Origin of the sequence: Treponema sp. (assembly GCF_045641405.1) — a bacterium.
GTDB lineage: Bacteria > Spirochaetota > Spirochaetia > Treponematales > Treponemataceae > Treponema_D.
On the sequence record NZ_JAZUGX010000035.1, the window covers coordinates 21,358 to 42,960 of the forward strand.

19 protein-coding genes and 2 tRNA genes are annotated in these 21,603 nt (G+C 45.6%); 2 read left to right on the plus strand and 19 right to left on the minus strand.

Translation table 11 applies throughout. From position 1 onward, the window contains the following. Positions 1 to 158 precede the first annotated feature (158 nt). The 15 genes from rpsG to ACKI39_RS05205 form a co-directional block, all read right to left on the minus strand. Entirely contained in the window at positions 159 to 629 is a 471-nt protein-coding gene (rpsG, locus tag ACKI39_RS05135) for a 30S ribosomal protein S7 (protein ID WP_407398301.1), read from the minus strand. Positions 630 to 649: 20 nt separating this feature from the next. Continuing rightward, entirely contained in the window at positions 650 to 1,024 is a 375-nt protein-coding gene (gene rpsL / locus ACKI39_RS05140; protein ID WP_407398303.1) for a 30S ribosomal protein S12, read from the minus strand. Between the two features lie 156 nt (positions 1,025 to 1,180). After that, the gene (rpoC, locus tag ACKI39_RS05145) at positions 1,181 to 5,719 is read right to left on the minus strand and encodes a DNA-directed RNA polymerase subunit beta' (protein ID WP_486396752.1); all 4,539 of its coding nucleotides are present in this window, start codon (positions 5,717 to 5,719) and stop codon (positions 1,181 to 1,183) included. Further along, positions 5,712 to 9,260, minus strand: coding sequence for a DNA-directed RNA polymerase subunit beta (gene rpoB, locus ACKI39_RS05150; RefSeq protein WP_407398307.1), 3,549 nt, complete (start codon positions 9,258 to 9,260; stop codon positions 5,712 to 5,714). The genes rpoC and rpoB overlap by 8 nt, the downstream gene beginning before the upstream one ends. Before the next feature lie 237 nt (positions 9,261 to 9,497). Further along, entirely contained in the window at positions 9,498 to 9,872 is a 375-nt protein-coding gene (gene rplL, locus ACKI39_RS05155; protein ID WP_486396771.1) for a 50S ribosomal protein L7/L12, read from the minus strand. A 187-nt stretch (positions 9,873 to 10,059) separates the two neighbouring features. Then, positions 10,060 to 10,632, minus strand: a complete 573-nt coding sequence (gene rplJ, locus ACKI39_RS05160) for a 50S ribosomal protein L10 (RefSeq protein ID WP_318690963.1) — start codon at positions 10,630 to 10,632, stop codon at positions 10,060 to 10,062. After that, positions 10,632 to 11,309, minus strand: coding sequence for a 50S ribosomal protein L1 (gene rplA, locus ACKI39_RS05165; RefSeq protein WP_407398311.1), 678 nt, complete (start codon positions 11,307 to 11,309; stop codon positions 10,632 to 10,634). The genes rplJ and rplA overlap by 1 nt, the downstream gene beginning before the upstream one ends. Position 11,310: 1 nt before the next feature. Continuing rightward, positions 11,311 to 11,745: a 50S ribosomal protein L11 gene (rplK, locus tag ACKI39_RS05170; RefSeq protein ID WP_407398373.1), complete on the minus strand. Its 435-nt coding sequence runs from the start codon at positions 11,743 to 11,745 to the stop codon at positions 11,311 to 11,313. A gap of 218 nt (positions 11,746 to 11,963) precedes the next feature. Further along, complete coding sequence (nusG, locus tag ACKI39_RS05175; protein ID WP_407398313.1) at positions 11,964 to 12,521, minus strand: transcription termination/antitermination protein NusG; 558 nt, start codon at positions 12,519 to 12,521, stop codon at positions 11,964 to 11,966. 29 nt (positions 12,522 to 12,550) lie between these two features. Continuing rightward, entirely contained in the window at positions 12,551 to 12,730 is a 180-nt protein-coding gene (gene secE / locus ACKI39_RS05180) for a preprotein translocase subunit SecE (RefSeq protein ID WP_407398315.1), read from the minus strand. A gap of 28 nt (positions 12,731 to 12,758) precedes the next feature. Next, positions 12,759 to 12,831, minus strand: a tRNA-Trp gene (locus tag ACKI39_RS05185). Positions 12,832 to 12,879: 48 nt separating this feature from the next. Next, positions 12,880 to 13,056 (minus strand): 50S ribosomal protein L33, encoded by a 177-nt coding sequence (gene rpmG, locus ACKI39_RS05190; RefSeq protein WP_407398317.1) that lies wholly within the window; start codon positions 13,054 to 13,056, stop codon positions 12,880 to 12,882. Between the two features lie 33 nt (positions 13,057 to 13,089). Further along, positions 13,090 to 13,162: transfer RNA gene (locus tag ACKI39_RS05195), tRNA-Thr, on the minus strand. Positions 13,163 to 13,317: 155 nt separating this feature from the next. Further along, the gene (epsC, locus tag ACKI39_RS05200) at positions 13,318 to 14,178 is read right to left on the minus strand and encodes a serine O-acetyltransferase EpsC (protein WP_407398319.1); all 861 of its coding nucleotides are present in this window, start codon (positions 14,176 to 14,178) and stop codon (positions 13,318 to 13,320) included. A 252-nt stretch (positions 14,179 to 14,430) separates the two neighbouring features. Next, entirely contained in the window at positions 14,431 to 15,603 is a 1,173-nt protein-coding gene (locus ACKI39_RS05205; RefSeq protein ID WP_407398321.1) for a phosphoribosylaminoimidazolecarboxamide formyltransferase, read from the minus strand. A gap of 241 nt (positions 15,604 to 15,844) precedes the next feature. Here ACKI39_RS05205 and ACKI39_RS05210 point away from each other — a divergent pair, with 241 nt between their 5' ends. Together ACKI39_RS05210 and ACKI39_RS05215 are read left to right on the plus strand one after the other, a co-directional pair. Beyond that, positions 15,845 to 16,396: an STAS domain-containing protein gene (locus ACKI39_RS05210; RefSeq protein WP_407398323.1), complete on the plus strand. Its 552-nt coding sequence runs from the start codon at positions 15,845 to 15,847 to the stop codon at positions 16,394 to 16,396. A 297-nt stretch (positions 16,397 to 16,693) separates the two neighbouring features. After that, a complete protein-coding gene (locus ACKI39_RS05215; protein WP_407398325.1) occupies positions 16,694 to 17,428 on the plus strand; it encodes an RNA methyltransferase in 735 nt (244 codons plus the stop codon). Between the two features lie 4 nt (positions 17,429 to 17,432). Here ACKI39_RS05215 and ACKI39_RS05220 read toward each other — a convergent pair whose 3' ends face one another. Genes ACKI39_RS05220 through ACKI39_RS05235 form a run of 4 tightly spaced genes read right to left on the minus strand, consistent with a single transcriptional unit; the run spans position 17,433 to position 21,503 of the window. Further along, positions 17,433 to 18,479 carry a sigma 54-interacting transcriptional regulator gene (locus tag ACKI39_RS05220; protein WP_407398327.1) on the minus strand — a complete coding sequence of 349 codons (1,047 nt, stop codon included), beginning with the start codon at positions 18,477 to 18,479 and terminating at the stop codon, positions 17,433 to 17,435. Between the two features lie 6 nt (positions 18,480 to 18,485). Further along, a complete protein-coding gene (locus ACKI39_RS05225; protein ID WP_407398329.1) occupies positions 18,486 to 19,232 on the minus strand; it encodes a WecB/TagA/CpsF family glycosyltransferase in 747 nt (248 codons plus the stop codon). Between the two features lie 4 nt (positions 19,233 to 19,236). Continuing rightward, complete coding sequence (locus ACKI39_RS05230) at positions 19,237 to 20,043, minus strand: RsmE family RNA methyltransferase (protein WP_407398331.1); 807 nt, start codon at positions 20,041 to 20,043, stop codon at positions 19,237 to 19,239. Further along, the gene (locus tag ACKI39_RS05235) at positions 20,040 to 21,503 is read right to left on the minus strand and encodes a S41 family peptidase (protein ID WP_407398333.1); all 1,464 of its coding nucleotides are present in this window, start codon (positions 21,501 to 21,503) and stop codon (positions 20,040 to 20,042) included. The genes ACKI39_RS05230 and ACKI39_RS05235 overlap by 4 nt, the downstream gene beginning before the upstream one ends. Positions 21,504 to 21,603 lie beyond the last annotated feature (100 nt).

The window sequence follows — 21,603 nt, forward strand, 5'->3', positions numbered from 1 at the left end:
GCAAACCCAATATGGGCGGTATACAGTTGCACATTTATACAATTTATTTGAAATATATTCAAGTGGTCAAAGTAATTTTTCGTCAAATTCTTTCAAGCCTTAAAATAGAAAAAGCGCCCGAAAGGGCGCCTTTGTCCGTCTTGGGGAATTCCCCTTGACTAGAAGCGGAAGTGTGCAAAAGCCTTGTTTGCTTCTGCCATCTTGTGTGTATCTTCCTTCTTCTTGTATGCAGAACCTGTGTTGTTGAAAGCATCAAAGATTTCAGCAGCAAGTGTTTCTGCCATACCATGACCGTTGCGTGCGCGAGCAGCTGCGATCATCCATCTCATTCCGAGGGCTTCACGACGAGCTTCACGGATTTCGATAGGTACCTGGTATGTTGCACCACCAACACGACGAGACTTAACCTCTACGCTTGGCTTTACATTATCAAGAGCCTTCAAGAATACTTCGAGAGGATCCTTGTCAGTCTTTGTCTTAAGCTTGTCGAGTGCATCGTAAACAACGCGCTGGCAAACTGCTTTCTTTCCATCGAGCATCATGCGGCAAACGAACTTAGAGATTACCACACTGTTGTATCTTTCATCCGGCATAACTGGACGATTAACTGATTTCTTATGTCTTCCCATAGTTAAACTCCTCTTAAAAATTATGCCTTAGGCTTTTTAGCACCGTACTTAGAACGAGCGCGCTTGCGTCCGTCTACACCGAGTGTATCTTTTGTACCACGAATGATGTGATAGCGTACACCAGGAAGGTCCTTAACACGTCCACCACGAACGAGAACAACTGAGTGTTCCTGAAGGTTGTGTCCAATACCTGCAATATAAGCTGTTACTTCAATACCATTGGTCAACCGAACACGAGCAATGTTACGAAGAGCCGAGTTTGGTTTCTTAGGTGTCATTGTCATAACGCGAGTGCAAACGCCGCGCTTCTGTGGGCATGACTGAAGGGCTGGAGCCTTAGTTCTCTTTGCAGATGACTGACGACCTTTACGAATTAACTGATTAATTGTAGGCATCGCCTATTCTCCTATTTTAATTGGGCAGCACTCCCAAAAATAAAACAAAATTAGTTTCAAAAGTCTAATGAATTCTAAAAATTCATTCAAGGGAATTTCAGGGAATTCATTGCTAAATTCCCTGAAATTCTACGGAATTTTCCGTAAATTCCCTTTTTATTCCTCATCTGAAGCAGAATCGATCATTGGCTGGTTTGCCTGTGCCATTTCTGCTTCCTTCTGCTCCTGTTTGCGCAGTTCAAGGATTTCCTTCATCTTTGCATCAAGGTCTGTTGCAGAGTCGTCGGAAAGCTTGACGTTGCTGTACTGACGGATACCACTACCAGCTGGAATTCTGTGTCCAATGATGATGTTTTCCTTAAGACCATGGAGGTTGTCCACAGATCCTGCGATTGCAGCATTTGTAAGTACGCGTGTTGTTTCCTGGAATGAACATGCAGAGATGAAAGAATCTGCGGCAAGAGCTGCCTTTGTGATTCCCTGGAACATTGGACGGGCAACTGCAGGCTGTCCACCTTCTTCGATTACACGTTCATTCTCTTCACGGAATGAATACTTATCGATCTGCTGTCCATATCTGAACTTTGTATCGCCTACAGAGATAACTTCAACCTTTCTAAGCATCTGACGGATGATTGTACCGATATGCTTATCATTGATGTCTACACCCTGTCCGCGGTAAACGTTCTGGATTTCTTCCATAAGGAATTCCTGGAGCTTGTCTTCACCAAGGACTGTAAGAACATCGTGTGCATCGATTGAACCGTCACAGATCTTTTCTCCAGCTTCGATCTTGTCACCTTCACGAACAAGGAGGCGTCTTACTACAGGAACAAGGTGTTCATACTTAACATCGTATTCATCTGTAACAATAACCGTAATCTTACCCTTGACGATCTTTCCGAAAGAAACAACACCCTTGATCTTTGATATGATTGCAGGTGGGTTCTTCTTTGACTGACGAGCTTCAAAGAGTTCTGAAACGCGTGGAAGACCGAGAGTAATATCGTTAGCCTTTGCAGCTTCCTTTGGCATCTTTGCAAGTGTTGTACCTGCCTCAACCTTACCCTTGTCCTTGATGTCGTTGCTCAAGAGAGCTCCAACAGGCATGTTGTAAGAAGCATATTCGTTACCATCTTCATCAGTGATGCGGATACGTGGCTGCTTAACATCGATGTGGAGGTCGGAAATGCGGCATTCCTTCATTCCTGTAAGCTTGTCTTCCTTAACGTTGAGCGTAACGCCTTCGATGATGTCATCAAAGTGGATGTAACCTGACTGTTCTGCGATGATTGGTTCAGAATAGAGGTCAAATTCACCGATTTCCTCATTGGCTTTTGCTACACATTCACCCTTGACGAACTTAGAGTAAACGATGGAACCGTTGGCAATTTCAACCTTCTGGTTTTCTCTACTCAAGAGGTAGATTGTCTTGTCCCTGATGATGATGCGACCATCGTCAGATGCAAGAACATCCTGTCCCTTGTGCTTGAGGATTGCATTGTTCTTACGGATCTTTCCACCGTCAGAAACAAGCACATCGTCACCTGCGTTGATTGTGTAAGTGTTGAAGATCTTTGAAACATCCATCTTACCCTTACGAGTAAAGAGCCAGTCTCCAGTCTTCTTCATTTCTACGTGAGTACCTTCAACTTTTGTGATGAGTACATCGTACTTCATTACAATATGGTTATCCTTCTGGCTTGCTTCAGCGGCACCACCAGTATGGAATGTACGGAGTGTAAGCTGTGTACCTGGCTGACCGATTGACTGCGCTGCGATTGTACCAACTGCTTCACCGATTTCAACGATCTTGTTGCGTGCAAGGTCCTTACCGTAACACTTAACGCAGATACCGTGCTTGCTTTCGCAAGTAAGAACAGTGCGGAGCTTAACCTTTTCAACACCCGCTGCATCGATCTTTTCTGCAAGATGCTCATCGATGTACTGGTTGACATCACAGATAAGTTCTCCAGTGAATGGGTCGATTACGCGTTCAATTGGGAAGTGTCCAGCAATGCGCTTTGCAAGTGGAACCTTGACTTCATCGCCTTCCTTGATTGCCGAGTAGTAGATACCGTTGATTGTACCACAGTCATCTTCATTAACGACAACATCCTGTGCAACATCTACAAGACGTCGTGTCATGTAACCTGCATCGGCTGTCTTAAGAGCTGTATCGGAAAGACCCTTACGGGCACCGTTAGATGAAATGAAGTATTCGATAACCGAAAGACCTTCCTTGAAGTTTGCCTGGATTGGAAGTTCGATGATCGCGCCGTTAGGCTTCTGCATCAAACCACGCATAGCAGCAAGCTGAGAAATCTGCTTTTCCGAACCACGAGCACCAGAGTTGGCCATCATGTAGATAGTGTTGAATCCGTCCTTATCAGACTTCATCTTTTCCATCATCTTTGCAGTAAGATCCTTTGTTGTTCTTTCCCAGACCGCAATAGAGCGGTTGTAGCGTTCATCATCTGTGATGACACCGTTCTGGTTCTGTTCAACGATCTTCTTTACTTCATCGTTGGCTTCCTTGATCATCTGCTTCTTTTCTTCTGGAACGATGATGTCGTCCATTGAAATAGTAGCACCGTAGAATGTAGCGTTCTTGTAGCCAGTTGCCTTGACTGCATCAAGCATCTGGACTGTGAGCCATGCACGGTCGATTCCATAGAGACCTGGAATAAGCTTTCTGAGCTTGTTCTCTTCCATTGGAATTTCTCTGTTGAAAATCTTGTTGATTGCAGCAACAGTCTCAGCATCAGCCATAACCTTGTCGAGAGTTTCAGCATCCATTGTCGTCACACCGAACTTCTCTTCGATGAGGGCCCTGATGCGCTTGTCGGATGTCTGCTCGTTATGGTAAACGCGTTCGATCATTGCCTTGATGCCCTTGTCTCCAAGACCACTGTCTGCTGTGATCTTTTTCTTAGGGTCAACGATCTGATCGTTCATGAAGTCAACTTCTTCTGGCATTGCTTCATTGAAAGCCATACGACCAGCAGAAGTAAGGATGTATTCTGATTCAGGATTTTCATCAAACTGAACACACTTGTTGAGAATGCTCTTGTGAACCTTGATTCTAGCCTGCCAGTCAATTGCGCCAGATGATGCTGCAAGACGAACTTCGTCTGCCGATGAGAAGAACTTTCCAGTTCCCTTAGCATTTGGCTTGATTGAAGTCATGTAGTAGATACCAAGAACCATGTCCTGAGATGGAGCTACGATTGTACTTCCGTTTGCAGGGTCAAGAAGGTTGCGTGCTGAAAGCATCAATGTCCAGCATTCCATCTGTGCAGCCTGTGTAAGAGGCACATGGATTGCCATCTGGTCACCATCGAAGTCCGCATTGAAAGCCTTACATGCAAGCGGATGAAGCTTAAGAGCCTTTCCAGGAACAAGAACAGGTTCGAATGCCTGGATACCAAGACGGTGAAGTGTCGGAGCACGGTTAAGCATAACTGGGTGTTCACGAACAACTTCGTCAAGAATGTTGAATACTGCTTCGTCTTCACTTTCTACAAGAGCTCTTGCTCTCTTGATGTTGCCGCAGATACCGTTCTGGACAAGCTTCTTCATGATGAATGGCTTGAAAAGTTCAAGCGCCATCTTTTCTGGAAGACCACACTGCCAGAGCTTGAGTTCTGGACCAACAACGATAACTGAACGTCCTGAATAGTCTACGCGCTTACCGGGAAGGTTCTGGCGGAAACGACCCTGCTTACCCTTGAGCATGTCAGAGATGGACTTGAGTGGACGGTTGGCAGCACCCTTAAGGACACGCTGCTTGCGCTTAGAGTTGTCGAACAATGAGTCAACAGCTTCCTGAAGCATGCGCTTTTCGTTACGGATGATGATGTCCGGTGCAGAAAGACCCTGAAGCTTTCTAAGGCGGTTGTTACGGTTGATAACGCGGCGATAGAGGTCATTAAGGTCAGATGTAGCAAAACGTCCACCGTCAAGCTGAACCATTGGACGAAGATCAGGCGGAATTACAGGAATTACGTCAAGAATCATCCAAGATGGCTTGTTCTCAGAATTGCGGAAATTCTCAATGATTTCAATTCTCTTAAGAAGACGCTTGTCGCTCTTTGGTCCCTTTTCGATCATCTTTGCACGAAGTTCGGCAGCGATTTCGTCAAGGTTGAGGTTTTCAAGCAATGTCTTGATAGCCTCTGCACCCATACCAGCTGTAAAAGATCCACCGAAGCGTTCTTCTGCAACCTGATATTCTTCTTCTGTGAGAAGCTGGTTCTTCTTAAGGTCTGTGTCGCCTGGCTCAATAACGATGTACTTTTCATAGTAGAGAATTGAGCGCAATGAAGCCACTGGAAGATCGAGGAGAAGACCCATGCGGCTTGGTACTGAATGATAGTACCAGATGTGGCTAACAGGAGCTGCAAGTTCAATGTGTCCTGTGCGTTCGCGGCGAACCTTGAAGTGTGTAACTTCAACACCACAGCGGTCACATACCACACCCTTATAGCGGATAGACTTGAACTTACCGCAGTAACATTCCCATTCCTTTGTAGTACCGAAGATTTTTTCACAGAAAAGACCTTCTCTCTCTGGACGGAGTGTACGGTAATTGATTGTCTCAGGCTTCTTTACTTCGCCATATGACCATGAACGGATGTTTTCTGGTGAAGCAAGTGTAATTTTAAGGCTTGAAAAATCCTGAATATCACGCATTTTCATTCTCCTCCTTATCGAATCCAGATCCTACCTTATCGATAAGTTCCTGGTCACGTTCTGTAAGAGCAATCTGCTTGCCCTTGTCATCGTAAATTGTAAAGTTCAATGCAAGACCGCGAAGTTCCTGAACCATAACGTTGAATGACTCTGGAACACCGATTGGTGCTGCAGGTTCTCCCTTAACGATTGATTCATAGACCTTTGAACGGCCGTTCATGTCATCGGACTTGATTGTCATCATTTCCTGAAGTGTGTTTGATGCACCGTAAGCTTCGAGAGCCCAAACTTCCATTTCTCCGAGACGCTGACCACCGAACTGAGCCTTACCACCAAGTGGCTGCTGAGTAACGAGTGAGTAAGGTCCTGTTGAACGGGCATGCATCTTATCATCAACAAGGTGATGCAGCTTCATGAAGTATGTACATCCAACAAAGATCGGATTAAGGAATGGTTCTCCTGTAAATCCATCATGAACGATCTGCTTACAGTCTGGTGAAAGTCCAGCCTGAACAAGCTTTTCTGCAATCTGTTCCTGGCTTGGTGTCTGGAATGCTGGTGATGAATACCATTCATCAAGGAAGTGTCCTGCGATACCAAGTTCATTTTCCATAACCTGACCGATGTTCATACGAGATGGAACACCGAGTGGGTTAAGACAGATGTCGAGTGGAGTACCGTCTTCAAGGTATGGCATGTCTTCGATAGGAAGGATACGTGCAACAACACCCTTGTTTCCGTGACGACCAGCCATCTTGTCACCGACAACGAGCTTACGCTTTTCTGCGATGATAACCTTTACCTTTTCATCAACTCCTGGAGAAAGCTCATCGCCTTCCGATCTCTTGAGACGCTGGATGTTGATGACTACACCCTGGCTGCCGTGTGGAAGCTTGAGTGAAGAATCGCGAACTTCCTTAGCCTTTTCACCGAAGATCGAGTTAAGGAGCTTGAATTCTGGAGTTGTTTCAGTTTCACTCTTTGGTGTAACCTTACCGACAAGAATATCGCCTGAGCGTACTTTTGCACCGATGCGTACGATACCTTCTGAGTCGAGGTTATCGAGAAGCTTTTCTGGTGCACTTGGAATATCACGAGTAATACGCTCTGGTCCAAGCTTTGTTTCGCGGATATCGATTTCAAATTCGTGGATATGCATAGATGTATACATATCTTCTCTAACTACACGCTGTGAAATGAGAACAGCGTCTTCGTAGTTGTAACCGTTCCAAGGTACGAAACCAACAAGAAGGTTGCGACCGAGGGCAAGTTCTCCGTTGAATGTTGCTGGTCCGTCTGCAAGAACTGCTCCTGCATCTACCTTTTCGCCGACCTGGACAACAGGACGCTGATGGTTACATGTGTCCGAGTTGTTCTTCTGGTACTTGAGGAGTGGATATTCATCAATCTGTCCTCTTACACCTTCTGGCTTAACCTTGATGAGGTCTGATTCTACCCAAACAACTTCACCTGCGCGGCGAGCCTTTACGAGAACGCCTGAGTCATATGCTGTCTTGCGTTCCATGCCAGTTCCAACATGTGGTGGCTCTGGGAACAAGAGAGGAACTGCCTGGCGCTGCATGTTACAACCCATGAGGGCACGGTTAGCATCATCGTGTTCAAGGAATGGAACAAGGGATGCTGAAACAGAGATAACCTGGCGTGGAGAAACATCCATGTACTGGATATCCTTTGGTGAACGGTTTGTATAGTCACCACGGCGGCGTGAAGAAACGAGGTCTGTTGGGAACGAACCGTCCTTCTTCATTCCTTCTGTTACCTGTCCAATGTAGTATTTGTCTTCATCATCTGGATCAAGATAATCAACTTCATCTGTAGCCTTACCGTTTACAACCTTACGATATGGTTCCTCAAGGAATCCGTAATCATTAACTCTTGTGAAAATTGAAAGAGAAACAATCAAACCGATGTTTGGACCTTCAGGAGTTTCGATAGGACACATACGTCCATAGTGTGTGTAGTGAACGTCACGAACTTCGAAACCTGCGCGTTCGCGTGAAAGACCACCTGGACCGAGGGCTGACATACGACGCTTGTGTGTAAGCTCAGCAAGTGGGTTACACTGATCCATGAACTGTGACAGCTGGCTTGAAGCATAGAAATCGCGGATTGCCGACTGCAAAGGCTTGATTGAGATAAGGTCCTGAGGCTTGAGTGTCTCAATTTCCTTACCGTTCATACGTTCCTTGGCAATGCGTTCCATGCGGGAGAAAGCTGCCTTGAATGATGTTGTAAGAAGTTCGCCAACTGAACGAACGCGACGGCGTCCAAGGTGATCGATATCGTCTGTATCCTCTGCGCGGATATATACTTCCACAAGGTGCTTCATTGTGTTGATGATGTCTTCCTTTGTGAGAGTAAGGTCTTCCACGGGATTTTCGTATCCGAATTTCTTGTTGAGCTTGTAGCGTCCTACACGACCGAGGTCATAGCGGCGGATGCTGAAGAACATTGTTGTAAGGTCACGTTCTGCCTGTTCAATTGTGATTGGTTCTCCAGGCTGAAGAACTGAGTATACCTTTGAAATGCATTCTTCTTTAGATGGTTCTTCTGGAGTAGCGCAGCCATCCTTAGAGAATGTAATTTCTTCCTTGTCGAAGCAGTTTACGATCATCTCGCTGTCAAGAGAGAGATTCCTGTCGTCCTTGTTCTTCTTTGTGTTGAACTTGATGACATTGATTTCCTTGATGTTGTTTGCAACAAGGGCATCAAGATCATGTGGATGAAGCTTGTCACCTGCACGGAAGAGCTTCTTCTCTTCGCCAGATTCTTCGTCCTTTATGAATATGTTCTTTCCGAGAACCTTTCCTGCAAGTTCCTCGCGCTTTTCTGCATCAGAAGGAATCTTGATGTCTTCTGTCACATAGAAGCAGTTGATGATGTCTTCACGAGTCGTGTATCCGAGAGCACGGAGGAAGATTGTACCAAGAATCTTCTTCTTGCGGTCGATCTTTGCATAGATAAGTTCTTTTTTCTGGTCAATTTCAAATTCAAGCCATGATCCACGATAAGGGATGATGCGGCTTGAAAGAACGCCCTTTTCATTCTGGAAGATAACTCCAGGCGAACGATGGATCTGAGAAACAACAACGCGTTCAGCACCATTGATGATGAATGTACCGCGGTCTGTCATGAGAGGAATATCACCCATGAAGACGTTTCTTTCCATGATGGCACCAGTTTCCTTGAAGTGAAGGTTGATGATAGCCTTGAGTGCCACACTGTAAGTTACACCCTTGTTCTTGCATTCGAGTTCTGAGAATTTTGGATTCTTGAAATCAATCTCATAGTGATCGAACTCGAGCGACATGGTTCCGTCTGGGCTTTCAATAGGGAATGTAGAAGTGAAAACTTCCTGAAGTCCCTGATTCAAGAGAGGTTCACCTTTTTCGAGTCTTTCGCGCTGAATGAAGTACTCAAAAGATGAAAGCTGGATGTCGATAAGGTTAGGCAACTCCATGAAATCCTGGATGTCTTTGCCTAAATACGTACGCTTGATTGTCTTGCTTTTAGCAAACATTAACGGTCCCCTAATATCTTTGAAGGTTTGGTACACAAGGAACCGCTACAAGCAAAAACTTCGCTCAGCACGAGATCCAGTGTCCTCACAGGAAACCTTCCGTTCCTGATGGATGCCGTTTTATACGACAAAAGCTTCAGGATAATTTAGCACTACCCTGAAGCCTGATTTACATATAGAAATGTAGAAACAAGGCAGGCAAATCCTAGGAAATGCCTGCTCACAGCAAGCTTTAGCTTACTTCTTTGATGCTGTACCACCAGCTGCAGCGATGTCTGCGATCATCTTGTCTGCATCTGCCTTTGATACATTTTCCTTGAGAACAGCTGGAGCACCTTCAACAAGTGCCTTTGCTTCACCAAGTCCGAGACCTGTGATTGCACGAACTGCCTTGATAACATCAATCTTCTTGTCACCGAATGATTCAAGAGTAACTGTGAATTCTGTCTGTTCTTCTGCTGCTGCTCCACCTGCTGCTGGACCTGCTGCTGCAACTGCAACTGCTGCTGTTACACCAAACTTTTCTTCCATAGCCTTTACGAGGTCAGCTGCCTGCTGAACTGTCATTGCTGCGATTGCTTCGAGGATTTCGTCATTTGAAAGTGCCATAATTGTCTTCCTTTGCCCTAAGGGCTACCCTTTCAAGGGTTTTTTGTTTTGTTGCGGAAAAAAGCCTACGGCTTTCCTTTGCCCGCATACAGTTTATTTATCTGCAGATAGTAATCAGCACATAGAAGCCTAACTGCAGTTTTTCAGAACAGAAAAATCAGCTCTGAAAATATGTTGTTTTAGCGGCTGACTATTCAGCTGCTGGTGCTGGAGCTTCTGCGGCTGGAGCTGCTTCGGCTGCTGGTGCAGCTGCTGCTGGTCCTTCCTTTTCAAGCTTCTCAACATATGCCTGCAATGTAGCTGCGAGTTTCTGAGCAGGTCCATTGATAGCAGACATGAGCATAGCGATAAGCTGCTTCTTTCCAGGGAGCTTAGAAAGAGCTTCAATCTTTGCAGCATCGTATACTTCGTTTTCAACCCATGCACCCTTTACTACGAGTGATGGAGCTTCCTTAATGAAGTCAAAGAGGATCTTTGCAGATTCGTTTGCTTCATCCTTTACCATAGCGATTGCTGTAGGTCCTGAAAGGAACTGTGCAACATCGTTATTGTTCATTTCGCTGAATGCTACGCGTGCAAAGTTATTCTTGATAACCTTGATTGTTGCATCCTTTTCGCGAAGTGACTTACGGAGCTTTGTGATCTGTTCAACTGTAAGTCCGCGGTATTCAACAAAGATGAATTCCTTGTATTCACTAAGAATCTTCTTTGCTTCTTCAATAGCAGCTGTCTTAGCTGGCTGTGTCTTACCCATGATAGCCATTATTCTGCCTCCTTGAAGTCGATCCATACGCCAGGACCCATTGATGAACTGATTGATACTGAGCGGATAAATCCAACCTTAGCATCAGCAGGCTTCTTCTTCTGAAGTTCAGAAAGGAATGTGTCAACGTTTTCTGCTGTCTTAGCAGTATCCATTGAAACCTTTCCTACTGGAATGTGTACAACACCTGTCTTGTCAGCGCGGAATTCTGTACGTCCCTTCTTGAGTTCTGCAACAGCACCTGCGATGTCTGGTGTAACTGTACCTGTCTTTGGGTTTGGCATGAGACCCTTGCGGCCAAGAACCATACCGAGACGTCCAACGTCCTTCATCATGTCAGGTGTAGCAACTGCAACGTCGAAGTCGAGCCAACCACCCTTAACCTTCTCAAGATATTCTGGACCAGCGTATGTAGCACCTGCATCAAGAGCTTCCTTTGCACGTTCTTCCTTACAGAATACGAGAACACGCTTTTCAGCTGTGAACTGGTGTGGGAATACGAGTGTATCACGTACAGTCTGGTTCTTTTCGAGCTTGAGAGTTACAGAAAGTTCAACTGTTTCGTCGAACTTAACGTAGTGAAGATCCTTTACGAGCTGGCAAGCTGCTGGAACATCATAAGCCTTAGATGGATCATACTTCTTCAATGAATCCATGTATTTCTTTCCGTGTTTCATTTTAAGCCTCCACCTCTACACCCATACTGCGTGCAGTACCGGCGATGATTTTCTTTGCTGCTTCAAGATCTGTTGCGTTAAGATCAGGCATCTTCTGCTTTGCGATGTCTTCAAGAGCCTGAGCAGAAATCTTTCCAACCTTGTCGCGGAGAGGATTTCCAGCACCCTTCTGGATACCTGCTGCCTTCTTGATGAGAACAGCTGCTGGAGGTGTCTTAAGAATGAAAGTGAATGATTTATCCTGATAAACAGTGATAACAACAGGGATGATGAGTCCCTTTTCCATGTTCTTGGTGCGGTCATTGAATTCCTGTACGAATTTTGGTGCAGGAACACCGTGAGGTCCAAGAGCAGGGCCGATTGGAGGTGCAGGAGTAGCAGCGCCTGCTGGGCACTGTAACTTGATGTAAGTCTGTACCTTTTTTGTAGCCATAATATAGCTCCTTAAGAATTGGTGTGAATTCCCTTCCATGCGGAAGAGATTCTAGCGAAGCACCTTTGTCCAACGGACTTGTACTTCTCCCAAATATTAAGAAAAAGATGAGAAACCTGGCGGTCAATCATCAATTACTTATCAAATATCAGGACACTGGATGTGTCATATATCTCGTCCATAGACGACAAAAGCCCGCATCGATGCGAGCTTATGCTAATCTAGATTTTTTCTACCTGAAGAACGTCAACTTCTACAGGAGTTACGCGACCGAAGATCTGAACGCTTACGCGAAGCTTGTTCTTTTCAGCCATAACTTCCTCTACGGAACCACTGAATGTTGCGAAAGGACCTTCAGTAATCTTAACCTTGTCGCCGACATCGTAAGACTGCTTAACGCGAACCGTCTTGTCTCCCTTAAGCTCACCTGCAGCCTGAAGCATTCTCTTTGCCTCTTCTGCTGAAATTGGGCGAGGTCTTTCCGAAGGACTTGTACCTACGAAACCTGTAACACCCTGGATACGGCGGATCTGCGAACAAACATCCTTCCAGCCGATCTGAGGAAGGTCCATTTCAACCATGATGTAGCCTGGAAGAAGAAGACTGTTCTTTGTGTGCTTCTTGTTGTTGCGCACTTCAGTAATCTCTTCTGTAGGAACCTTAACCTGGATAAGAACTGAGGAATCGATTTTGTTTTCTGTGATCATTTCTGAGAGAGTACGGAAAATCTTCTGTTCGTACCCTGTGAAGACATGAACGATATACCAGTTTCTTGCCATAAGTTTTTCCTTGTAAATTTACGGTTGAATTAGAATACCAACATGAGACCCTTTGTAAAGAGCCAATCAAGAAGACCAAGAATTACTGCTACAACAATTGTAGAGATGAAAACTACTTTTGTTGAAGAAAGAACATCGCTGCGTGTAGGCCATGTAACCTTTCTGAGTTCACCTGCGCATTCCTTTACAAACTGAATAAACTTTTTCATCTTCATCCTCTAATATGAAAAATAGTAACAGGCCAGGCAGGACTCGAACCCGCGACAACCGGTTTTGGAGACCGGGACTCTACCAACTGAGCTACTGACCTAAATTAATTTATATGAATATAAATTAGTTTCTTTAGCTGATGGCTATATTATTTAGCCTTTGTTTCCTTGTGAAGGAGAGACTTGCGACAGAATGGACAGTACTTGTTCTTTTCGAGCTTTCCTGTGATGTTCTTGCGGTTCTTGTATGTTGTGTAGTTCTTGCGCTTGCATTCTGTGCACTGCAAAGCGATGATTTCAACAGCAGTCTTTTTCTTGCTTCCCATTTTATTTACTCCTAAAAGTTCTTTTTTTCCTATAGCTCCCAAGCGGAATCGGACCGCTGACCTCATCGTTACCAACGATGTGCTCTACCGACTGAGCTATAAGAGCGTGTTCGGGTTACAATAATCCCGTAAAAATGAATGTTTCGAAAATATATATTAACAAAATAATTAAGTCAATAAGAATTCTCTGAATTCACAGGAAATTCATCCAAATTCAGTCTGAATTTCGAGGAATTCCTCTCAAATTCCCGCAGCCGACCGTTACTGCTCGTTCTGAAGCACTGTAGTATGCGGTGGAACCGACTTTGTGATCCAGGTATTGCCGCCGACCACGCTTCCTTCCCCGATCACAGTGGAACCACCCAGGATAGTCGCGTTTGCATATATCGTCACATTGTCTTCAATAGTAGGATGACGCTTCTTGTTCATCAGCTCCTTTTTGACACTAAGGGCACCTAGGGTAACTCCCTGATAGATCTTGACGTTATTGCCGATGATACAGCTTTCGCCGATTACAACACCAGTTCCGTGATCGATGAAGAAGCTTTCTCCTATAGTGGCGCCAGGATTGATATCGATTCCTGTACGGCTATGGGCATATTCACTCATGATTCTCGGTATGACAGGAATTCCATTGCGGCACAGGAAATTTGCAAGACGATAGACCGTTATTGCCTCAAGACCTGGATAGGAAACGATCACCTCCTCGTTTGATTTAGCAGCTGGATCCCCAGCATTTGCCGCCTGAACATCAAGCCCAATCTTTCTTCTGATTTCAGGAATTTCTTCTATAAGGGCAAGGGCAGCCTTCTCCGCAAGGTTGAAGCAATGGGTCTGCTCAACTTTGCTGTCCTGTATCACAAAGAAAAGAGCCTTTTTTATCTCCCTTGTGAGCATTGAAAGAATACGGTTGACGCGTTCTCCAGTGACAAAGCGCAAGGTCACAGAATCCAGCTCCTCAGCAGTCCTATAGCCTGGAAAAATCAGGTATTGAAGGTCATGAAGGACCGAAATGACATTCTCTCTGTTGGGAAAACTTTTTGACTCCTCAAGGTTGATTCCACCGTATTTTTCATAGGAATCAAGAATTCCCTGAACGGCACTGTCGATCGTTGTATTCATTCTACACCCCTGTTTTGCAAATGACTGATACACTATATCAGATTGTACGGACAAAAAAAATAGCAGCACCAGAAAAATTCCGGCGCTGCTACCGTCCGATTGCTCGGACATCGGAGAGAGTTTATCAGCTTTTTACAAGCCGCCTACAATATAATTCCGACATCCTTTTAAGTCAATACTATTTTAAGAAAATCTTCACACTTTTTTAACATATGCGCAACTTTTGCGCACAAAAAGTGGAGAATCAACAGATTAATGGTGGAAAAGCCTGATTCCGTTGAAGCACATCGTCATATTGTACTTGTTTGCACATTCAATGACATTGTCATCGCGAACCGATCCACCTGGCTGTGCAATAACCTTTACGCCGCTGCGGTGTGCGCGTTCAATGTTGTCACCGAATGGGAAGAATGCGTCCGAACCGAGGGCAACATCCGTATTCTTTGCGATCCAAGCCTTGCGCTCTTCGCGTGTAAATACGGCTGGCTTTGTGTTGAAGAAGTTCTGCCATACACCTTCTGCAAGAACGTCATCGTAGTCGTCGCTCGTGTACACATCGATCGTGTTGTCGCGGTCAGCACGCTTGATGTCTGCCTTGAAGTCAAGACCGAGAACCTGTGGAGCCTGACGGAGCCACCACTTGTCTGCCTTGTCGCCTGCAAGACGGGTACAGTGGATGCGAGACTGCTGACCCGCACCGATACCGATGGCCTGACCATCCTTTACATAGCAGACTGAGTTTGACTGAGTGTACTTGAGGACGATGAGGGCAATGATGAGGTTGTCCTTTTCTTCCTTTGTGAGGGACTTGTTTTCCGTAACGATGTTGGAAAGGGCATTTTCATCAAGCTTGATGAAGTTGTGGCCCTGTTCGAAAGTCACGCCGAAAACCTGCTTTTTCTCTGTTGCGGCAGGAACATAGTCTGGATCGATCTTGAGGACGCAGTATCCGCCCTTTTTCTTTGCCTTAAGGATTTCCAGGGCATCGTCGTCGTAGTCTGGAGCAATGATTCCGTCCGAGACTTCCTTCTTGATGAGGAGAGCTGTCGCCTTGTCGCACTTGTCCGAAAGTGAAATGAAATCACCGAAAGACGACATGCGGTCTGCGCCACGGGCACGGGCATAGGCACAGGCAAGAGGTGTAAGCTCTACATCATCTGTATAGTAGATCTGCTTGAGTGTATCGCTCAAAGGACGGCCGATGGCAGCTCCAGCAGGAGAAACATGCTTGAACGATGTTGCTGCAGGCATCCCTGTTGCTTCCTTAAGTTCCTTTACAAGCTGCCATCCGTTGAGGGCATCAAGAAGATTGATAAAACCTGGTCTTCCGTTCAGGACAGTAACAGGAAGTTCTCCCTCTTCCATGAAAACGCGGGCTGGCTTCTGGTTAGGGTTGCAGCCATACTTCAATTCCATTTCTTTCATAGCATTTACTCCGTCTAGGTCAATGATTTTACGCCATAAAATACATAATATTCATTTATTTTGCAATTTCTAAGGGAAAAAAACTAAAGAAAATCGTGCGTTATGCCGAAAAAATCTACAGAAACTCTAATTTCTATATATTCAATGCTTGTTTGACACAATAATTGAATTATACTATTCTTATTATTTAGTTATTTAAAGTGTAGAATCCGGGAGTGTTTTTCCTGGTGTGGAGATTTTTATGAATAGCAACGATTTAGTTCCAGGCTTCAACGACGAAAAGGACGACAGCCTTAAGATTTCTCTCGAGAAAATTGACGGAATTGATAATGCAGTTTTAGTAATTCTCAACGGATATATCGACACTTATAATTCTGTCTATTTCCAGAAACAGGTTAACAAAATTGTAGGTGCGGGACTTGTGAACATCATTTTCAACTGTTCCAATCTCAACTATGTTTCATCGACAGGTATCGGTTCTTTCACCGCCTTTCTCAAGCTTGTAAAGCCAAAGAATGGAGACATCGTCCTCCTCAACATACAGCCAAAGGTCTACGAAGTTTTCCAGCTTCTCGGCTTTAGTCAGTTCTTCAACATCAAGGAAACGATTGAAGATGCAGTAGCACACTTCAAGCAGGACAACACAGTCGGAACGACATCTGTGTTCCCTAAGGTTTTCAGCTGTCCTGTGTGTTCAAGAAAACTCAAGGCTGCAAGAAGCGGAAGATTCAAGTGTTCTGACTGCAAGGCAATCCTCGCAATCGACCAGAGCGGTAATGTATTCCTCGGCTGATGTCGGAAAACATGGATTTACAAAGGCGTCCTTAAGGGCGCTTTTTTTATTTAGAGGCAAGTTTTAGCAGGCTTGATGCGGTTCCATGCGGGAGCTTCTCGCTCCTGCTCTTGATTGCCGTACTGCTTTTGGACTATAAAACCAGCGGAGCATGGGTTCGCATCAAATTGCGACTTGCAACCCATCTGCACCCTGAGGGCTTGTCCCGAAGCTTTTGCCAACTCCTGGGCGCACTGGAGCAGGCTTGATGCGGTTCCATGCGGGAGCTGGTTTTATATTTACTTTAAGGAAAATCTCATGAATCTAGACAACATTGTAATAGTTTTAGACAGACCAGAAGAGCCACGCAACATCGGCGCCGTATGCCGTGCCATGGCCAACAGCAACATACACACCCTGCGCATCGTAGGCAAAAAGGAAGAAATCGACATAGAGAAGGTCCACGTCCTTGCGATCCATGCAGCCTATCTTTTTGACAACGCTGAGTTCTTTCCTTCGATCACGGAAGCAACCGCGGACTGCGTATGTGCAGCTGGAACGACACGCCGCCGTGGAAAGAAACGCAAGGGAAAGCTGCTGCTGCCCGAAGAATTTGCCATTACCGCCGACAAGATTACCACAGGAAAGAAAAAGGACCAGGGCGGAAAGGTTGCTGTCGTATTCGGAAACGAAAGGACAGGTCTCGATGACAATGAAATTCTCGAATGCACCATGGGGGTAACGATTCCTTCAAGCGATGAATTCGGTTCCATGAACCTTAGCCATGCAGTCCAGATCATCTGCTACACACTGTTCCGCCACGACGGAAAAGGAAAGACTGGATACACACCTATCGACAAAAAGAGACTTAAAGGTACCGTTGCTTCAATCGCCGACAACCTCCAGAAAATAGGATTCTTCAAGGTGACGGGAAGAGGAGACATGGAACGATTCTGGAGAGACATCCTTTCCCGCGCCGCCTTAAGCGAAGGAGAGGCCCAATACCTTGAAAAGATTTTTGACAAGGCATCGGGTCTTGCACAGAAAAAATAGTCCCCTACAGAACCAGGTCCTTTCTGAAGATCATTTCGCTGTCGGAGAGAACCGCAGAACGCTGGATGCAGAACATGAGCTGCCTTATGTTTCCTTCCCAATCCTGAGACTCAAGAAAAGCAAGGGCATCTTCTGAAAGCTTCCTTCCACATGCCTTGGCAAATTCAAGGGACAGAGGAACGATTTCATCGCGTCTTTCTCGCAAAGGCGGAATCCTGACAACGAATTTGCAAAGCCTCCAGTAAAGCTGCTTTTTGAAAGTATGCTCCTTCATCCTGGCCTCAAGATCGGCGTCCGTGGCAAACACAAGCCTGCAACGCACGGGAATTTCCTTTGTGCTTCCCACTCTGCAGAATTTACCTGTATCAAGGACTCCGAGAAGCTTTGCCTGGTTTTCAATGGAAAGCTCCCCTATCTCGTCAATGAACAGCGTTCCGTCCTTTGCCTTCTCAAAAAGTCCTTCCCGTTCCATGGCATCGGTATATGCACCTTTAACGCAGCCAAAAAGCTCGCTCTCGATGAGGGAAGGATTCAGTTCCGCAATGTTCCTATGGACAAAGGGTCTAGAGCTCCTTGAAGAATTAAGATGAATCAGACTTGCTCCATGGCTCTTTCCGCAGCCGCTTTCACCCAGGAGCAGAACGGGTTCCTCATGGGCGGCGAATTTTTCCAGCTGGATGAGATAAGGTTTTCTTGGAACCGCTGAAAAAGATGAAATAGGAGATTCCAGAAGATGAGATGGTTCCTCTCCGACTGAAGCACACATGAATTCAACCTGGGATGGAAAGGATCCGTCATTGGAATCAATGGTAAAGAAAGGACAGTCCATTCTGTCTGCCACATAATTCCTTATCCCGTTGACCGTTGATGAATCCAGGGAAGAAGTGTCCAGAAGAACACAAAAAATCGAAAGGGCATCGTAAACCGACAGAACTTCACCATAATGCTTAAGTTCAGCATGAAGAATTTCACAGCGTCCTGAAAGCTTTCTTGAACAGAACCAGTACAATTCCCTGTTGTCAGAAATGAGTAGAAGTTTTCTTTTTATCAACTTTTTTTACTGGTCTTCTTTTTTGAAAAGACGGTTCCAGACGAGGGAAATTATATACCAACTGTATGGGAAAAGCAAAAACAACTTGAGGGGATTTCTTACGACCTCTCCCCAGATTTCATTTCCCTTCTCAAACGTCTTTGGATTCACCCTTTTGATTCTGCGGCCAAAAATTCCAACCGCGTCACGATAATACATGAAGATGCTTGTAGTGAATTTGTCACGGTTGTGGTATGGCCAAAGCTCCTTGTTCTTTACGCCTTCACTGAGAAGGACGAGGGATGGACTTGATTTTCGGATTGCCTCTATGATTCCTTCCTCCGCCTGAGCCTTGTAATAGCCTACATAGCGGCCCACAACACGAAGGGTCCTGAAGGTTTTCTTTACATTTTTTTCAGCCTCGACAAGCGCCTTCTTTCTTCCACCGAACATATAGAAAGACTTGTAGCGGTTTTCGAGAAGACCAAGGATGCTGATGGTTGCGTCGAATGGATTATAGCGGACAGGAACGGTCTTCTTGAGGAACCTTGCTCCCTTGAGGATGCTCTTTGACACAGGGAGAACAAGATCCGCATTCTTAACGCATTCAGCATACTCATTCTTTCCGCGGGCCTTGATGAGATCCCATATCGAAAGGAAGATTATCTGGGCAGGCCCGTCTTTTTCCATGAGCTCAAGGATTTTTTCTTCAAGTTCTGGTTTCTGGCATACGTCAACAGGAACGCCAAGAATATTGATGCGCTGAACCGACATTTATTCATTCTCCTAATACTGAATCCATCACTGTCTGAACCGCAGCCGCCCCGTAAAGCGCAGCCGTTTCACAACGAAGGATGTTTGTCTTTATATGGACGGCATAAAAGCCTGATTTCTTTAGCAGGTCGATTTCCTCAGGTGAAATTCCACCTTCTGCACCTACCACAAGAAAAATTTTCTTCGCATCAGCGTGGCTGCCAAGAGCCTCCTTCATCGAAAGGGTTTCCTCGGAACGCTCATATAGAACCACACCAGCCTTTTCACCGTCAAAGGATTCCGCCATTCTGCAGACCTCTTCCACAGTGACACAGGGATGTATCTCCGTTTCCACAGGGGAACCGCTCTGTTCCCTTGCTTCCGTAACGATGCGCTGCCAGCGGTCATCATCGCCGCCCGACTTTTTTCTTGCAGATTCCAGATTTCCTTTCTGGCAGAAAATTCCTTCCACAGGAACGATCTTTGCAACTCCGCATTCCACAGCCTGTCGGATTATAAGATCCATCTTTGGTGGCTTTGCGACAAACTGGAACAACCAAAGCTCGTATGGAAAAAGCTCAGAACCCGCGGCCCTTGCGTGGACACCAAAGGAATCATCCGAAACCTCTACGCCCGCAACCTGCATGACAATTTTTCTGGCATTACGGTCAATCTTGGCGATGGTCATAGGCTGAAGAGTTCCACCAGGAAGGCGGACATCTATCATATCCCCTTCTTCCACCCTGAGAACGGAATTGAGATAGCGAAATTTCTTTCCTTCGACATATAGACAGCCTTTTTCAAGACCGCAGTCTGCTACGAACTGCCTCATTCTTCTTTCTTGTCTGCTTCATCCTCAGCAAGCTGATCCTTAAGGGTCTTTGTTTCCTTCATAAGCTTGTCGAAGTTGCCCTGCTTGATCACCTTGATGGCGGCGTTGAGCTGGATGTCATAGTCCAAGTCATAGAGAAGTGCGGGTTTTGTCCTGCCCACCTCGTTGCGTATTATCTTACGGAGGAAAGATTCCTCAAGGTTATATGTCTTTTTAAGCTGCTTTGCATAGGCTGCGATCTGAGGCTCCGTCATGTCCGCATGGGATTCTACATAGGTTGGAACGACGCTGTCCTTTTCAAGCCGCTCCCATTCCTTTCTCTGCTCATCGGTGAACTCAGGATAGAGGACCTCAAGATCAGGCCTGATGCCGCGCTTGTCGATGTTGACATCAAGCGGAGAATAATAGCGGGCAACGGTGATTTTGAACCCGTCCTTGTTTACAAGCCCGTTTGGAATCTGGACGCTGCCCTTTCCGTAGCTCTTCTCTCCAACCAGGTATGCCTTGCGTGTATCCTTTAGGGCACCTGTAAGAATTTCACTTGCGCTTGCCGAGGCTCTGTTTATGAGCACGACCACAGGCATGTCCTTTACCTCTGTCTTGCCTGCATTTGCATGGTAAACGGAATTCTCATAGTCGATCCTGCTCTTTGTCTGAACGATGATCCCGCTGTCTATGAACTTGTCCGCAATCTCCACTGCGGAAGAAAGAAGTCCTCCACCATTGTTCCTTAGGTCAAGAATGATGCCCGCAAGCTTCTTCTGCTTCTTGAATGAATCTATGGCTTCCTGGACATGTCCTGCGGTATTTGTAGAAAATTCCGAAAGGCGGATGTAACCGATGCTGTCGATCATGCCGAACTTTACGGTTGGATTTTCAATAAGGGCACGGACAAGAACGCGGTCGAATTCAACGGTCTTGCGTTTGATCGTTACGGTGACGCTTTCGCCAATTGTTCCGCGGAGCATGCCAAGAACTTCATCCATTGTGATGGTGCTTGTATCCACACCGTCAATCCTGATGATGAAATCACCAGGCTGAATGCCCGCACGTGCACCTGGAGTATCATCTATAGGCTGGGCAACTTCTACATATGCAGGCTTATCCTTTGTCGATGTTGAAGGTTTTGAAATTTGAAGTCCAACACCACCAAAGCTTCCCTGGGTTGTGTCGGAAATATTACGCCACTCAGACTTGTCCATATAGACTGAGTAGGGGTCATCCAGGGCCTGAAGCATTCCGCGCAGGGCACCTTCATAGAGAATCTGAGGATCCACTTCTTCAACGTAGTTCTGCTGGATGAAATAATAAAGCTGGTTGATGATTCCCAGGTACTTGCTGTTCTGGGCCTTTGATGAATCTGCCGTCGCCGACTGGGACTGGGCAAAGCATTGTGATGCAAATATGGAAAGGAAAAATATATTTACCGCTACGAAAAAGTACTTTCTGATGATTTTCATTGTTAAGATAACCTCTAGATCCTCTTGTCTTTAAAATACAATATGCTTCATTCTAGATGGTTTTGGGGGAATTTACAAGAAAATTGACTTCCACATGGAG